Genomic DNA, 13,748 nt, shown 5'->3' with positions numbered 1-13,748 from the left:
CGTACTCGCCACCATGAGCGCCGATGAGCAGTCCCGCGAGACTCGCGGGCGAGACGAGCCGGAGGCGGAGGAGGCACTCGACGACGAGACGATCCGAGAGGCCGTCGAGCAGTCCTCGCGCGGGGTTCCGGCCGCCGGCGCCGTCGTCCGCGACCGGTTCTCGGCGGACGAAATCTTCCACCGGATCGTCGCCGCGGCCGACGACGAGATCACGACCGGGATCCGGGAGCTGTTTTTCAGCGCGCTGGCGGCGGGCTTCGCGATCACGCTGACGTTCATGCTCTACGCGTCGCTGACCGACGGCACCGGCGGCGCACCCATCGTCGGCGCGCTCCTCTATCCGCTCGGCTTCGTCTACATCATCATCGGCGACTACCAGCTGTTCACCGAGAACACGCTGCCGCCGGTCGCGCTCGTCCTCGAGCGACTGGCGAGTATTCCGGCGCTGCTGACCGTCTGGACGATCGTCCTGTTCGGAAACCTGGTCGGCGGCGCGCTGGGCGCGTACGTGCTGGCGAACACGGGCGTCTTCTCCCCACCGGTCATGTCCACGGCGGTCGGTATCGCCGAGCAGGGGATCGCGACGCCGTGGTGGAGCCTCTTCTTCAAGGGGATGTTCGCCGGCCTGATCGTCGCGGGCGTCGTCTGGCTCGACTACGCGTCTCAGGATACGACGTCGCGGCTGGTACTCGTGTATATCGCTTTCCTCGCGATCCCGCTGGGGAACCTCTATCACGGCGTGGTCTCGACGACCGAAGTACTGTTTCTCGTCTTCCGCGGCGAACTGGCGCTCGCGACCGGCGCGGTCGACTTCGCCCTCCCCGTGCTCCTCGGGAACACCATCGGCGGCGTGTTGCTCGTAACAGTCGTCAACTACTTCCAGGCGGTCGAACGCGAGTACCAGGAGCAAAACTACGTGCTCTCGTTTCGCGAACTGTGCTTTGGCAGGTTCGCCCGCGGCAACTATTCGCCGCCGCCGCGGGACGATTGACCGCGGTCGCAGACCAGCCTGCGGCCGGTCCGAGCCGGCTCCGATCCGTCCGAAGCGATCGAAACCGAGACGCGGCGCACGCCGAGGGCGACGACGACCGGCAGACGGCCCTTTCAGCGACCCTCCGGGACGATCGAGGCCTCGAGCGTGACAACGTACCGTTCGGTCTCCCTCCCCTCGCGATCGATTCGCTCCGACTCGATCTCGACCCCGCTGACGTGATCGATCGTCTCGTCGGCGGCGTCCATCGCGTTCTGTACGGCGTCCTCCCACGATTCGGTCGAGTTCCCGACCAGCTCGACGATTTCGGCTCTCTCACCCATTGCCGTCCCGATTGACACCTCCAACTCGTAAATGATACGGCCGTCCGCCCGCCGGAGAAGACGCTCTCGAGGTGTGAATTTTCGAACCCAAAGCGAGGTTTTGACGATCGATGGCCGATAAAACGTCAGGTTTACATACGCGAGGGAGGGGGACCCACCGTATCGGCCCGTCCGGGCGTACGAACTCGCGTCGCTCGAGCGGAACGTGTGTCGAGACGCGACTCACGAACGGATCGCGCTCGAGGACGCGGCGGGCCCGATCAGACGATCTGGATGAGGTTCCCGTTACACGTGACGTGGAGATCGCGTCCGAGTTTGTACCCCTGATTCGAGGCGAGGTCGACGTACCCCGAGAACCCCTTCATGTTCTGGTGAGCGGGGATGACGTGTTTGGGCTGGAGGGCGTCGAGCATCTCATAGTGGCCCTCCTGACGGAGGTGACCCGAAACGTGGATGTCGGAGTAGATCCGCGCGCCCTGCATGCCGAGCAGTTTCTCGGCCTGGTAGCGCTGGCCCTCGTTGGTCGGCTCCGGAATGATGCCGGCCGAGAAGACGACCTTGTCGCCGTCGTCCAGTTCGTAGGGGGTCTCGCCGCGGCCCATCCGGGTGAGCATCGCGCGGGGCTCGCCCTGGTGGCCGGTGACGACGGGCAGGTAGTCCTCCTTGCCCTCGTTCATGATGCGCTCGAACGTGCGGTCGACGGAGTTTCGGTGCCCGAACATGCCGAGGTCGTCCGGGAACTCGGCGAAGCCCATGCGTTCCGCCGTCCCCGAGTACTGCTCCATCGAGCGGCCCAGCAGGACGGGCTGGCGGCCGATGTCCTTCGCGAACTCGACTAAGCTCTTCACGCGGGCGATGTGACTCGAGAACGTCGTCGCGACGATGCCGCCGTCGTAGTCCTCCATGCTGTAGAGGACGTCACGAAGGTGTTCGCGGGCGACGTTCTCGGACTGCGTGCGCCCCTTCTTGTTGGCGTTGGTACAGTCCTCGATGTAACAGAGGACGCCCTCGCCCTCGCGGCCGATCTCGCGGAACCGCTTCATGTCGATCGGATCGCCGATGACGGGCGTGTGATCCATCCGCTTGTCCAGTCCGTAGACGACCGCGCCTTCGGGCGTGTGGAGAACCGGGTTGATCGCGTCGATGATCGAGTGGGTGACGTTGACGAACTCGAGTTCGACCTTGCCGGAGTCGCCGATGGACATCGTCTCGCCGGCGTCCATCTTCACGAGGTCGTTCCCGCTGTCGAACTTCTGTTCGTCCGCGAGTTCGCCCTTGACGAGTTCGATCGTGAACGGCGACGCGACGACCGGCGCGTCGTACCGGTGGGCCAGCTTCGAGATGGCGCCGATGTGGTCTAGGTGGCCGTGGGTCGGGACGATCGCTTTCACGTCGCCCTCGAGGTCGCTCATGATCCGATCGTCGGGGATCGCCCCCATGTCGATCAGATCCAGGCTGTGCATCCCTTCCGTACGGATGTTGTCGTGAATCAGTACCTTCGACAGGTTCAACCCCATGTCGAAGATGACGATGTCGTTACCCGCACGGACCGCAGTCATCTGCCGTCCGACTTCCTCGTAGCCGCCGATTGTTGCGATTTCGATTTCCATGGGAAATGCCGATCATAGCAGCCCGTTCACACGTCGCAGCAGCCGCCGTCGGCCGCTACGGACCGCCTCGAGACCGCGACCGACGGATTCGATCGCGTCGTCGAGGACGGCATGTGAAAGACAGCGCGTCTTTCGGTTGTCCAGACAGTGGCTCTTCGGACGTAAATACTCGAGGTTCCGCTCGGGCCGGGAGCCGAGCGTGGGACAGCGGACGCATCGATCGGCTCCAGTGGTCCGAGGAGGGTCCGCGAGTCGCGACGGGAAAGACGACCGGAACGGGCTGACGAACTGAAAATCGCCCTCGAACCGCTACTTGACGGCCGTGACGGGTGACGGACTCTGCCGAATGACGGTTTCGGCGACGCTCCCGACGATAATTCGAGAGAGTCCCGTTCGGCCGTGGGTCCCGATAACGACGTGATCGACGTCCGCAACCTCGGCGTACTCGGTGATCGTCTTGCACGTCGGGCCGATATCGGCGACACAGCGGATCGAACCGCCGCACTCGTCGGCGATCGCCTCGGCGGTTTCCAGCCGTCGTTTCGCGCTCGCGAACAGCTGTCCCGTCTCCTCGGACGCCAGGTGCTCGGACGAATACCCGACTTCGTCGATCACCGTCAGGACCGTGATCTCCGCGTCCGGGAAGTTCTCGAGCGCGTGTTCAAGCGCGTGACGGGCCGGCCGTGACCCGTCGAACGGCACGAGAATATGGGTGTCCATGTGGTGATATACGTTACCAATGAACATGTCTATTGCGCAGGAGCGTGCCAGACGAGCCGCCGTCAGAGAGGGCCGCGGCTGGTCGTCTCGAGCGGCGCGGAGAAGTTTGCGAGGGAAGATCGCTCCGTGTTGATCTTCCGCATCTTTACCGGTGCTTTCGCACCGCATACGATGCGAGGGAAGGGAATCGAACCCTTGAACGTCTACACGAGCGGATCTTGAGTCCGCCGCCGTTGGCCGCTTGGCTACCCTCGCACGCAGTGGCGGATTGTCGCCTCTCCGGGTTAAATCGTCCGATTCGAGCGCGGAGCGCGACCGGCGTTGAAAACGCTTAGGGGCCCACACCGGGTAGCGCCGACCGTGAGCGAGAACCGCGTCGTTCAGGGGCGAATGGTTACGGCCGAGAAACTGGCCGAGATGGTCGAAGGCGACTCCGTCATGGAGGTCGACTCCATCGAGGAGGCCGACCGGGAGTGTCCGGACTGCGGCGGCAACGTCCTCGAGGTGACCTACATGCCGTCGGTCACCGAGCTCGTCACCGGCTGGAAGTGCCAGGACTGCGACTGGAGCGACGCCGACCGGGACTGAGCGCTCCGTCGCCTGCGGCCGACGACTCGAGCAGCGACCGCGTTTTCGATCGGCGATCGGTAGCCAGTAGCTCGAGTTCCGAACTCGGGACAATCACGCGTTCGAATCACCCGGTTCGCGCGTCACGACCGTGAGCCGTACCGGGAACCAGCCGCCGTTTGAGAAGCGCACCAGTACCGATGAGAACGAACAGGAACCCGCTGACGAGCAGCAGGTACAACCCCGGTTCGACCGCATACCGCTCGACCGACCAGTAGTCGTAGAAGGCGTTGCCGAACAGCAAGAGCAACGGTCCGCCAGCGCCGACGAGTGCAATATCCGGTCGCCAGGGTCGGTATCGGGCTAGTACGGCGACGCCGACGACGGCTACGACGAGCAAAACGACGAACGGGTCGATGCCGTGAAGGCCGGTCTCCATGCCCGACACGTATTCTGCGGTGTAGATCGGCCGTCCGTCCCTGTAGCCGGCCGGACGCTTCCGAACCCGCGGGAGCCACACTCCAACGACCCCCAGGACTGCCGCGACAATCGTCGCGACGAGATACGCCGGTGATGGGTTGTTCCCATACAACGGCTTTTCCCAACGATGGTAAGTGTCTTGCTCGTCCGAACGCGCGTTTCACGACCCGCGCCGGACAACGAAGACGACGATTGGTGCGGACGCGTCACCGACGGTTCGTCCGCGATCGGTGCGGGCTATTCGCCCTCGAGGGGCTCTCCACGCCGATCGATGCGCGTCGCCGGCAGTCCGGCGCGGTCGGCGTGTTCGCGGATGGCAGCCTCGCTCTCCGCCCGGTAGTGACAGAACGTCCCGGTGACGTCGCCGTCCTCGGTGGTCAGCACCTCGGATTCGACCCACCGAATGTCGACGCCCTCGTCTCGGAGGGTCGCCAGCGCCTCCCCGGATTGCTCGCCGGCCGCCTCCAGTTCCGTCTCGGTGATCGTCTCGTCCAGATCGCGGAGGATGAGGAAGTCCTCGAGCTCTTGCTCGTGAACTTGGTCGGACATGGTCCAAGTGTTATCATATACCGTAGAAGCCCATAAATCAGAAGGCACGGGTCCACATTGCGGCCCGCCACTGCTCACCAGACCAGCCACTCGAGTCCGACCACGACGGCCGCCAGGAAGACGTGCTCACCGTCGACGACGAACCCGTAGTACAGCGGCCCGCGATCGGGCGTCGCGAAGGGGATGTAACAGGCGACGTAGCCGTTCATCGCGAGCAGGGAGAGGAACTCGAGGGGGAGGTCGCTCCCGGCGACGAGCGCGACGACGGCCGCGGCGATCGCGAGGTTCGCGGCCTGGGAGTAGCGACGGGTCGCGGCCGTCCCGAACCGATTCGGAACGGTCGCGATCCCCTCCTGGCGGTCGCCCTCGATGTCCTTGATGTCGAAGACGGCGGCCGCGACGGTTATCATCGCCGTCAGATACACCGCGAACGCGAGGATTTCGAGCGTCCAGAGGCGGTCGTAGTAGTAGTAGCCGACGCCCAGCGGGATACCGCCCCAGGCGAACCCGACGAACAGGTTCTTCACGAGGAAGACCCGCTTGATCCCGCCGACCGAGTAGAGCAGAATGACGATTGGCGGGAGAAAGAGATAGATCGCTCCAGGGAGTCCGAGGGCAACGGCGACGGCGATGGCGACGACGTACAGGCCAACGCCCGCGGTGAGCAGCAGTCGACCGTACCGTTTCGTAAACGAGGCGCGGTCCGGGACGTTTCGCTCGTCCTCCTCGAGGTCGGTGAATCGGTTGACGGTGTAGACGAACAGCGTGGTCGCGAAGACGATAAAGAGCGGGAGCGCCTCGAGAGGTAACTCCGCGAGGACGAGCGTCGTGACGACGACGCTGGTCGTCGACAGCGAAATGAAGAGGTTACTGTGGACGAACAGGCGGAGGGCCGACTGGAGCGACGACAGCCAGCGTCGAGTTCGGCGCGATGCGATCGAATTGCTCACGGGTTCGGCCACGACCGTGGGAAAACGTGGGATGGAAGACGCTTGAATGCTGTGTTGGCACGGACCGAACGGCCCCGAAACGGGCCGATCGCCTCGACTCGAGGGGGTGTTTCCGTGAGGTGATACCGCGTCTCGAGGGACCGGTTCACTCGGTGTCTCCGCGCACCCGCACGGATAAGTAGCGGCGTTGACTACTTCCGGTATGGCAGAGATTACGTTGACGACGGCGCAGCGACGGACGGTGACTGCGCTGGTCAACGAGTATCAGTCGATCGAGTCTCCCGTGCGGGCGAAAACTATCGCGGCGGAACTCGGGCTCGAGACCGAGAGCGTCCGCCGGCAGATGGGCCACCTCCGAGAGCTGAATCTGGTCGAAGGGGTTCGGGGACCGAAGGGTGGATACCGGCCGACCGATATCGCGTACTCGGTGCTCGGCCGACGACCGGACGAGGATCCCGAACCGAGCGTGCTGGCCCGCGATTTCGACCGTGCCGACGCGGTCGTCGACGAGGTTCGCTTTACGAACGTCCACCACCCTGACCTGTGTCGGGCACACCTCCGTTTCCAGCAGTCCGTCCAGGAGTTCGACGAGGGCGACACGATCGCGGTCGGGATCTCCCCCGGAACGGAGCTGCTGTTGGCGGGCGTGATCGACGCCATCCAGCCGACCGACAACGTGTTGATCGTCGACGTCGCGCGCCTGGAGACGCCGGAGGCGGATTCGAACGGAGACGGCCGGAATCACAGCGCTTCCCCGCCCGACGAGTCCACGTTCGCCGACGATTGATCGAATTACAAAATCGGGTACTCGGGGGAGGAAAGTGCCGATGAGTTCGGACGAGTGGAAAGCTGTTTACCGCCCCTAGTTGAAAATCTCCACAAAGGAGTCGGCTGGAAAGACGTTCGACTCGGACGAACGCGATGGAGTTTCCGGTCATCGATCGATTTTCCGTCGCGAGTGGAAACTAACAGGATTTAAGCAAGGTCGGAACGGCCGTTCGAATGGCTATGAAATTGCACGAGTACCAGGCGAAGCAGGTCTTCGCCGACGCCGGCATCCCGACGCCGGCATCAGAACTCGCCTCCGACGTCGACGGCGCGGTCGCCGCGGCCGAGGAGATCGGGTATCCAGTCGCGATCAAGGCGCAGGTACAAGTCGGCGGCCGCGGCAAGGCCGGCGGAATCAAACTCGTCGAGGACGAGGACGAAGCGCGCGAGGCGGCCGACGAGATTCTGGGGATGGATCTCAAGGGCTACCACGTCGATCGCGTCCTCGTCGAGGAAGCGGTCGATTTCACTAACGAACTCTACGTGGGGATCACGATGGACCGCGGCGAGGGCAAGCCCGTCGCGATGGTCTCGACGAAAGGCGGCGTCAACATCGAGGAGGTCGCCGAGGAGGACCCCGACGCCATCGCGCGCGAGCACATCGATCCCGCATTCGGAATGCACCCGTATCAGGCCCGCAAGGCGGTCTACGACGCGGGCGTCGATCAATCAATCGCACGTGACGTCTCGAGCGTCCTCACTACGCTCTACCAGCTCTGGGACGACCGCGACGGCTCCGACGCCGAGATCAACCCGCTGATGGTCACCAGCGACGACGAGGTCATCGCGGCCGACGCCGTGATGAACATCGACGAGGACGCGCTGTTCCGCCAGCCCGAACTCGCCGAGATGGAAGAGGAGGCTGCAGGTGGCGACGAACTCGAGCAGAAGGCCGACGAGTACGACTTCGACTACGTCCGTCTGGACGGGAACGTCGGCATCATCGGCAACGGCGCCGGTCTCGTCATGACGACGCTGGACCTCGTCGATCACTACGGCGGCGAGCCCGCTAACTTCCTCGACGTCGGTGGCGGCGCGAAGGCCGAGCGCATCGCGAACGCGCTCGACATGGTGTTCTCGGACGACAACGTCGATTCGGTCGTCTTCAACATCTTCGGCGGGATCACGCGCGGCGACGAGGTCGCCCGCGGGATCAACGAAGCGCTCGAGCAGTTCGACGAGATCCCCAAGCCGGTCGTCGTTCGACTGGCCGGCACCAACTGGGAGGAAGGCATGGAAATTCTCAACGAAGACCTCGTGACGGTCGAACAGACCCTCGAGGATGCGGTACAGCGTGCAGTCGAGTACGCTGGGGAGGTGAACGAATAATGAGCGTTCTAGTCGACGACGACACGCGCGTCGTGGTACAGGGCATCACCGGCGGGGAAGGCAAGTTCCACGCCAAGCAGATGATGGAGTACGGCACCAACGTCGTTGCCGGCGCGGTCCCCGGCAAAGGCGGTCAAGAGGTCGAGGGCGTTCCCGTCTACGACACGGTCCACGAGGCCGTCGAGGAGGAGAACGCCGACACCTCGGTCATCTTCGTCCCGCCGGCGTTCGCCGGCGACGCCGTCTTCGAGTCGCTCGACGCCGATCTCGACCTCGCGGTCGCGATCACGGAGGGCATTCCGACCCAGGACATGGCTCGAGTCAACAAGCGCCTCACCGAGACCGACACCCGACTCATCGGTCCGAACTGTCCAGGTCTCATCACCCCCGGCGAGGCCAAACTCGGCATTCTCCCCGGTAACATCTTCGCCGAGGGGAACGTCGGACTCGTCTCCCGCTCGGGGACGCTGACCTACCAGGTCGTCGACAGCCTGACCAATCGCGGCATCGGGCAGACGACGGCCATCGGTATCGGCGGCGACCCGATTATCGGCACCGACTTCGTCGACGCCCTCGAGCTGTTCGAGGACGACCCCGACACCGACGCCATCGTCATGTGCGGCGAAATCGGCGGCGAGGACGAGGAGGAGGCCGCCGCGTTCATCGACGACTACGTCGACACGCCGGTCGCCGGCTTCATCGCCGGCCGCACCGCCCCGCCGGGCAAGCGGATGGGCCACGCCGGCGCCATCGTCTCCGGCTCCGGGACCGGGACCGCCGAGAGCAAGATCAGCGCCCTCAACGACGCGGGCGTCCCCGTCGGCGACACGCCCGAGGAAGTCGCCGACCACATCGAAGAGTTCCTCGCGTAACGCCGCGATCGGTCGGGAATCTCTCGAGTCGCGACTCGAGGACCGATCGTCGTCGGTTTCGGCCGCCGTTTTTTCGAGTGCTTCTGCGCATCTCGGCCGAGCAGTCGCGCAGCCGTAGCGCACGTCGACTCGTCGGAACGCGCAGATCCCGGCAACACCCCCTTGCGGGAGCCGGCCGTCCGTTCGTGTATGCCCGTCAGCATCGTGTGTGACGAGTGTGGAACCGCGCATACGATCCCCGAACGGCCGGATATGGACCGCGGGGGGACCGGCTGTCCCGAGTGCGGGAGCCGTCCGTACACGGTCCGCCGGGAGGATCTCGCGTGGCATCCGGCGTGTTAGCCAGCACGTCCACGGGCGCGGAAACTCGAGCGAAGAGCGCAGAGCGATCGACTCGAGATTGAATCAAGTCGAGACCGAATCATCGAACGGATCGAAGAGAACGAAACGTAGTGCGGGCGTCGCGGGTGAGTCGACCGTTAGAACAGGCCACCGAGCTTCGAGCGCAGCCAGCCGAGCAGGCCGCCGGAGCCGTCGTCGTCCGTCGTCGCGGGAACGTCCGTGTTCTCGTCGGGAGCGATCGAGGTCTCTTCGACGTCCGCTTCGTCGCCTACTTCGTCTGCGGCCGTCGACTCGGCGGGTTCGGCCGCCGTCTCGGTCTCGGTGTCCGGCGCTTCTGCGGCATCGTCGGTCGTCATGTCATCGACCGAGGCCGACGAACTGTCGTCTGCCTCGAGGGGCTGGGCGACGTCCGTCGATGTGGCCGCCGATTCGGCGTCGGAATCAGCGTCGGCGTCGGTTTCGGTCTCGGTCGACGCGGTGTCGCCGTCGTGATCGCCCGTCTCGACGGCACTCTCGTCGCTATCGCCGTCATCCGATTCGAGCGGCGTCGGTTCGGCGTCGCCGTCGGAATCGATCGTCGGTTCGAACTCGTTGGACTCGAGCATCGACGGCTCCGAACCGCGATCGTCCATCTCGACGTCGTTATCGGCATCAGCGTCGGTGGTGGCGTCATCGGACGCCGCGTTCGACGACTCGTCGGTTTCGTCGTCAGCGTCGGACGTCCCGTCGTCGGTCTCGACCCAGAGGAACTCCTCGTCTTTGGTCCGATCCGTCAACAGGAGATCCTCGAGCGCGTCCTCGTCGACGAGCAGGTCGTCGTCGACCGATTCGGCGGCCGGCTCCGGCTCGTCCGCGCTCGCGATGATGTCGTCCGGACTCTCGTCCTCGAGCACGTCGTCGATATCGGCGGTGTCGGCCACGGAGTCCTGCAGTTGCCCGAAGACCGCGGCAGCCGTCTGATCTTCGACGGTCTCGGATGCGCCCGCCCCGCTCGAGGCCCCCTCGGCCGTCTCGTCGGACGACTCCCCATCGGCGGCCCCCTCCTCGAGCGATTCCTCCTCGAGGTCGCCGAACAGCTCGTCGGCCCCCCCGACGTCGAGCGCGCCCTCACCCGAATTTGCGTTCATCGTACTATCAGTCATGAAGTTCTTCTCTGAACGTACATAATCGCATGACTTTAACTTTCGGAATTTTTTCGTTCTCGGCGGGCCTCGTCGAAAGCGTATTAGCGTGACGGCCGTCACCGGTTAGTTCACGATGGAAAGTTTGCAAATATACAGTTATACCGTGAGGAGGAAGACAGTTCAGAAAATCAGGCGGCGAGACAGATCACGGTGCCGGCACGAACGCCGCGGGACGACAGCTTGTGTGCGAGAAGAAACCACGAGTGAAGCCAGGAGCGACGAGAGCGACGGTCTCCTCGAGTACCACCACGCGGGCACGAAGGCGCTTCAACGGGCCCCTCGCCGAGTCTCGAGGGCGGTTCACTCGAGTCCGATGCCGATAACTAGGGGGCGAGCGGTGGGACTCGAGAAGGAGGTGCCGAGATACCGGACAACGCGACCGACCGTGCCGCTCCGGTTCGGCGGTCGTCAGTCGTCTTCGGTCAGTCGCTCGTAGGCCTCCCGGACCAGTTTGAACGCCGACTTGCTGCCGCTTTCCCGGTCGGGATGGGCGCGTTTGACCTGTCGGTGGAAGGCCGCCTTGATCTCGTCGTCGGTCGCATCGGCCTCGACGCCGAGCACCTCCCGGGCGTTCGTCTTCCGGATGTCGACGTCCTTGACGATGCCGTCTTCCTCGGCACGCTCCTTGCAGGTCGGACAGAACTTCTCGGTCCGGTCGTCGATGGTCGTCACGCGGAACAGTTCGGCGGTAACCCACTCGTTGCACTGCATACAGAGGGTTTCCTCGCCGCTCCCCTCGGCCTCGTCGTCGCGGTCGGCGGCCGCGTGCTCCCCGTGTTCCGCGCTCGCCGTGTCGGCGTCGCCCTCCGGTGCCTCCCTCGCACAGGACGGACAGCACGCGAGCACGGTTCCGTCCTCGAGGACGATGTCCTCGAGTTCGGTCTCGAGGTAGGTTCCGGTACAGCCGTCGCAGGCGGCCCGCCGCTGGTCGAGCGACGAGCACTTCCGCGCGGCCTCGCGTGCGTGTGGCTCACAGCGGGGACAGCACGCGACCCGCTCGCCGTCGGGCATCGTCACCGTCGTCAGGTCCTCGAGCGGCACCGTTCGGCCACACCCCTCACAGCCTGCCTGACGGTCGTCGGCCACAGCCATTAGCGCCACGTTCGGATTCCTCCTTAATTAGTTTTCTTTTGACAAACAGCCGACGAACGGTCGGGCATCAGTGGTGATGCCCCGCACCGTCTCCCGCGAAGCCGGTCCGACTCGAGATGCGTCCCGCGACGGTACGGCGGCAACCGGGACATCAATAGTGATCCGGCCGCGAGAGGGACCTATGGACACCGCAGTTCGAACGGACGGCCGGACCGAGGCGGTCGACCGAACGACGCTCGCCCTCGGCGTCGGCGACGTCGGCCTGATCGCCGGGTTGCTGGTCTACGGCCAGCTCAGCCACGAGGCGAATCCGCTCGCACAGCCCCTCTCGACGCTCGAGACGGTCGCCCCGTTCGTGGTTGGGTGGATCGTCGTCGCGGCGTTGGCCGGATTCTACACGCGGTCGGCCAGCGCGGCGCCGTCCCGAGCGGCGCGGCTGACGGCGGTGGTGTGGCTCGGCGCGGCGAACGTCGGGTTGCTCCTCCGGCAGGGACTGTTCGGCGACTCGGCGGTCTGGCCGTTCCCGCTCGTGATCACGGGGTTCGGGTTCCTCCTGCTGGTCGGCTGGCGCGTCGGATACGCGACCGTCGCAGGCCGGAAGGGGACCGCATAGTTACGCGCTGCCCGTTCTCTTTGGGACACAATGCCGTGATAAATAGCCGCATGCAATGCAGTCACGGGCCGCGGCGTCTCCAGTAGCTACTTGAGTCGACCACACGACCCCTCGCGTATGGGCGGACGTGGGCCAAAACGGGAACTCGCGGAGAAGATCGCCGGGGAAATCACGCTGAGCGACGATCCCGGCGCGACCTTGCGGAAGTGGCGTACCGATTTCGACATCTCGCAGACGGATCTCGCCACCGAGCTGGACGTCTCGTCGTCGGTCATCTCCGACTACGAGAGCGGGCGCCGGGAGAGCCCCGGCATCGGCGTCGTCCGCCGGCTCGTCGACGGACTGCTCTCGATCGACGAACGGCGAGGCGGCGACCGCATCCGGCAGTACGGCCGGGTCCTCTCGGCCGGCTTCGACAGCGACGTCGTCCACGACCTGCGGGAGTACGCCACCTCGATTCCGCTCGAGAAACTGTACGACGATATCGACGCGACCCAGATCACTGCCGGAAGCACCGATCGCATCAGCGGCCACACGGTCATCGACAGCATCCAGGCGATCACGCGCCTCTCGAGCGAGGAGTTCTTCCGGCTCTACGGGCAGAGCACGAACCGCGTGCTGGTGTTTACGGGCGTTTCCCGCGGCGAGTCGCCGCTGGTCGCCCTGCGGGTCGTCAATCCGACGCCCAACGCGGTCGTCCTCCACGGGATCGAGGAGGAAGACCTCTGGGATCACGCCGCCGATCTGGCCCGCATCGACGGCTACTCGCTGGCCGTGACGAACACCGATCTCGACGGGATGCTCGAGTATCTCGTCGGCCTCGAGTGATCGCGTCGGGTCGACGCGCTACGGAAAGGAGAGAGCACGCGGCGATGATCGGAGACGAAACGCGACGGCCGTCGGCGGCGCTTCTCAGGCGATCTGGTCCTCGTACTCGTCGGCGGTGAGCAGGTCGTCGAGTTCGCTCGCGTCGTCGGCCTCGATCTCGAGCATCCAGCCGTCGCCGAAGGGGTCGTCGTTGACCAGTTCCGGCGCGTCGAAGAGGTCGTCGTTGACGGCCGTGACCTCGCCGCTGACCGGCGCGTAGAGATCGGAGACGGCCTTGATGGACTCGACCACGCCGAACTCCTCTTCCTGAGTGAGGGTGTCGCCCTCATCGGGAAGTTCGACGAAGACGACGTCACCGAGTTCGTCCTGTGCGAAGTCGGAGATGCCGACTCGGACGGTGCCGTCAATCTCGAGTGCCCACTCGTGCGATTCCAGATAGCGTCTGTCGTCGGGAACGTCGAAGCTCATGG

At 64.9% G+C, this 13,748-nt stretch carries 16 protein-coding genes, 1 tRNA gene and 1 pseudogene; 8 read left to right on the top strand and 10 right to left on the bottom strand.

What is annotated here, in order from left to right; genetic code table 11:
* Positions 1-13: 13 nt before the first annotated feature.
* Positions 14-973 (top strand): annotated as a pseudogene (locus HTUR_RS10190) (formate/nitrite transporter family protein); the annotation flags it as partial.
* Between the two features lie 131 nt (positions 974-1,104).
* Here the strand turns inward: HTUR_RS10190 and HTUR_RS10185 are convergent.
* The 4 genes from HTUR_RS10185 to HTUR_RS10170 all read right to left on the bottom strand — a co-directional run bounded on the left by HTUR_RS10185 (position 1,105) and on the right by HTUR_RS10170 (position 3,899).
* Entirely contained in the window at positions 1,105-1,314 is a 210-nt protein-coding gene (locus HTUR_RS10185; protein ID WP_012943242.1) for a dodecin family protein, read from the bottom strand.
* A 260-nt stretch (positions 1,315-1,574) separates the two neighbouring features.
* Positions 1,575-2,924 (bottom strand): ribonuclease J, encoded by a 1,350-nt coding sequence (locus HTUR_RS10180; RefSeq protein WP_012943241.1) that lies wholly within the window; start codon positions 2,922-2,924, stop codon positions 1,575-1,577.
* A gap of 309 nt (positions 2,925-3,233) precedes the next feature.
* Positions 3,234-3,644: a universal stress protein gene (locus HTUR_RS10175; RefSeq protein WP_148225333.1), complete on the bottom strand. Its 411-nt coding sequence runs from the start codon at positions 3,642-3,644 to the stop codon at positions 3,234-3,236.
* Between the two features lie 172 nt (positions 3,645-3,816).
* A tRNA-Leu gene (locus HTUR_RS10170) sits at positions 3,817-3,899 on the bottom strand.
* A gap of 105 nt (positions 3,900-4,004) precedes the next feature.
* Between HTUR_RS10170 and HTUR_RS10165 the strand changes: the two genes are divergently transcribed.
* A complete protein-coding gene (locus HTUR_RS10165; protein ID WP_012943239.1) occupies positions 4,005-4,232 on the top strand; it encodes a DUF5795 family protein in 228 nt (75 codons plus the stop codon).
* Positions 4,233-4,338: 106 nt separating this feature from the next.
* On the opposite strand, the gene HTUR_RS10160 is transcribed toward HTUR_RS10165, so the two are convergent.
* The 3 genes from HTUR_RS10160 to HTUR_RS10150 form a co-directional block, all read right to left on the bottom strand.
* Positions 4,339-4,650, bottom strand: coding sequence for a hypothetical protein (locus tag HTUR_RS10160; RefSeq protein WP_012943238.1), 312 nt, complete (start codon positions 4,648-4,650; stop codon positions 4,339-4,341).
* A gap of 278 nt (positions 4,651-4,928) precedes the next feature.
* Positions 4,929-5,240, bottom strand: a complete 312-nt coding sequence (locus HTUR_RS10155) for a DUF4242 domain-containing protein (RefSeq protein WP_012943237.1) — start codon at positions 5,238-5,240, stop codon at positions 4,929-4,931.
* Positions 5,241-5,314: 74 nt separating this feature from the next.
* A complete protein-coding gene (locus HTUR_RS10150) occupies positions 5,315-6,202 on the bottom strand; it encodes a UbiA family prenyltransferase (protein WP_012943236.1) in 888 nt (295 codons plus the stop codon).
* Positions 6,203-6,392: 190 nt separating this feature from the next.
* Between HTUR_RS10150 and HTUR_RS10145 the strand changes: the two genes are divergently transcribed.
* The 4 genes from HTUR_RS10145 (at position 6,393) to HTUR_RS27345 (ending at position 9,561) form a co-directional block, all read left to right on the top strand.
* Positions 6,393-6,977: an Rrf2 family transcriptional regulator gene (locus tag HTUR_RS10145; RefSeq protein WP_012943235.1), complete on the top strand. Its 585-nt coding sequence runs from the start codon at positions 6,393-6,395 to the stop codon at positions 6,975-6,977.
* 221 nt (positions 6,978-7,198) lie between these two features.
* Positions 7,199-8,347, top strand: coding sequence for an ADP-forming succinate--CoA ligase subunit beta (gene sucC, locus HTUR_RS10140; protein ID WP_008895037.1), 1,149 nt, complete (start codon positions 7,199-7,201; stop codon positions 8,345-8,347).
* On the top strand, positions 8,347-9,219 hold the full coding sequence (sucD, locus tag HTUR_RS10135) for a succinate--CoA ligase subunit alpha (protein WP_012943233.1): 873 nt from the start codon (positions 8,347-8,349) through the stop codon (positions 9,217-9,219). The genes sucC and sucD overlap by 1 nt, the downstream gene beginning before the upstream one ends.
* A gap of 189 nt (positions 9,220-9,408) precedes the next feature.
* Positions 9,409-9,561, top strand: coding sequence for a hypothetical protein (locus HTUR_RS27345; RefSeq protein WP_012943232.1), 153 nt, complete (start codon positions 9,409-9,411; stop codon positions 9,559-9,561).
* A gap of 137 nt (positions 9,562-9,698) precedes the next feature.
* On the opposite strand, the gene HTUR_RS10130 is transcribed toward HTUR_RS27345, so the two are convergent.
* Both HTUR_RS10130 and HTUR_RS10125 read right to left on the bottom strand, forming a co-directional pair.
* Positions 9,699-10,703 carry a hypothetical protein gene (locus HTUR_RS10130; protein ID WP_012943231.1) on the bottom strand — a complete coding sequence of 335 codons (1,005 nt, stop codon included), beginning with the start codon at positions 10,701-10,703 and terminating at the stop codon, positions 9,699-9,701.
* Between the two features lie 450 nt (positions 10,704-11,153).
* Positions 11,154-11,837, bottom strand: coding sequence for a J domain-containing protein (locus HTUR_RS10125; RefSeq protein WP_012943230.1), 684 nt, complete (start codon positions 11,835-11,837; stop codon positions 11,154-11,156).
* 181 nt (positions 11,838-12,018) lie between these two features.
* Between HTUR_RS10125 and HTUR_RS10120 the strand changes: the two genes are divergently transcribed.
* Positions 12,019-12,450, top strand: coding sequence for a DUF3054 domain-containing protein (locus tag HTUR_RS10120; RefSeq protein ID WP_012943229.1), 432 nt, complete (start codon positions 12,019-12,021; stop codon positions 12,448-12,450).
* 117 nt (positions 12,451-12,567) lie between these two features.
* The gene (locus HTUR_RS10115) at positions 12,568-13,278 is read left to right on the top strand and encodes a helix-turn-helix domain-containing protein (protein WP_012943228.1); all 711 of its coding nucleotides are present in this window, start codon (positions 12,568-12,570) and stop codon (positions 13,276-13,278) included.
* A gap of 84 nt (positions 13,279-13,362) precedes the next feature.
* On the opposite strand, the gene gcvH is transcribed toward HTUR_RS10115, so the two are convergent.
* Positions 13,363-13,746 carry a glycine cleavage system protein GcvH gene (gene gcvH / locus HTUR_RS10110; RefSeq protein ID WP_012943227.1) on the bottom strand — a complete coding sequence of 128 codons (384 nt, stop codon included), beginning with the start codon at positions 13,744-13,746 and terminating at the stop codon, positions 13,363-13,365.
* Positions 13,747-13,748 lie beyond the last annotated feature (2 nt).

Origin of the sequence: Haloterrigena turkmenica DSM 5511, assembly GCF_000025325.1 — an archaeon.
In the GTDB taxonomy this organism is placed as follows: Archaea; Halobacteriota; Halobacteria; order Halobacteriales; family Natrialbaceae; genus Haloterrigena; species Haloterrigena turkmenica.
The sequence above is the reverse complement of the archived record's forward strand: the minus strand, read 5'-3'. Positions and strand labels throughout refer to the sequence as shown.

What these genes read in the sequence shown, in the direction of transcription:
- gcvH (WP_012943227.1), bottom strand. Translation starts at nt 13,746, where the DNA reads ATGAGCTTCGACGTTCCCGACGACAGACGCTATCTGGAATCGCACGAG.
- HTUR_RS10180 (WP_012943241.1), bottom strand. Translation starts at nt 2,924, where the DNA reads ATGGAAATCGAAATCGCAACAATCGGCGGCTACGAGGAAGTCGGACGG.
- HTUR_RS10160 (WP_012943238.1), bottom strand. Translation starts at nt 4,650, where the DNA reads ATGGAGACCGGCCTTCACGGCATCGACCCGTTCGTCGTTTTGCTCGTC.
- sucD (WP_012943233.1), top strand. Translation starts at nt 8,347, where the DNA reads ATGAGCGTTCTAGTCGACGACGACACGCGCGTCGTGGTACAGGGCATC.
- HTUR_RS10130 (WP_012943231.1), bottom strand. Translation starts at nt 10,703, where the DNA reads ATGACTGATAGTACGATGAACGCAAATTCGGGTGAGGGCGCGCTCGAC.
- sucC (WP_008895037.1), top strand. Translation starts at nt 7,199, where the DNA reads ATGAAATTGCACGAGTACCAGGCGAAGCAGGTCTTCGCCGACGCCGGC.
- HTUR_RS27345 (WP_012943232.1), top strand. Translation starts at nt 9,409, where the DNA reads ATGCCCGTCAGCATCGTGTGTGACGAGTGTGGAACCGCGCATACGATC.
- HTUR_RS10120 (WP_012943229.1), top strand. Translation starts at nt 12,019, where the DNA reads ATGGACACCGCAGTTCGAACGGACGGCCGGACCGAGGCGGTCGACCGA.
- HTUR_RS10175 (WP_148225333.1), bottom strand. Translation starts at nt 3,644, where the DNA reads ATGGACACCCATATTCTCGTGCCGTTCGACGGGTCACGGCCGGCCCGT.
- HTUR_RS10185 (WP_012943242.1), bottom strand. Translation starts at nt 1,314, where the DNA reads ATGGGTGAGAGAGCCGAAATCGTCGAGCTGGTCGGGAACTCGACCGAA.
- HTUR_RS10145 (WP_012943235.1), top strand. Translation starts at nt 6,393, where the DNA reads ATGGCAGAGATTACGTTGACGACGGCGCAGCGACGGACGGTGACTGCG.
- HTUR_RS10115 (WP_012943228.1), top strand. Translation starts at nt 12,568, where the DNA reads ATGGGCGGACGTGGGCCAAAACGGGAACTCGCGGAGAAGATCGCCGGG.
- HTUR_RS10125 (WP_012943230.1), bottom strand. Translation starts at nt 11,837, where the DNA reads ATGGCTGTGGCCGACGACCGTCAGGCAGGCTGTGAGGGGTGTGGCCGA.
- HTUR_RS10155 (WP_012943237.1), bottom strand. Translation starts at nt 5,240, where the DNA reads ATGTCCGACCAAGTTCACGAGCAAGAGCTCGAGGACTTCCTCATCCTC.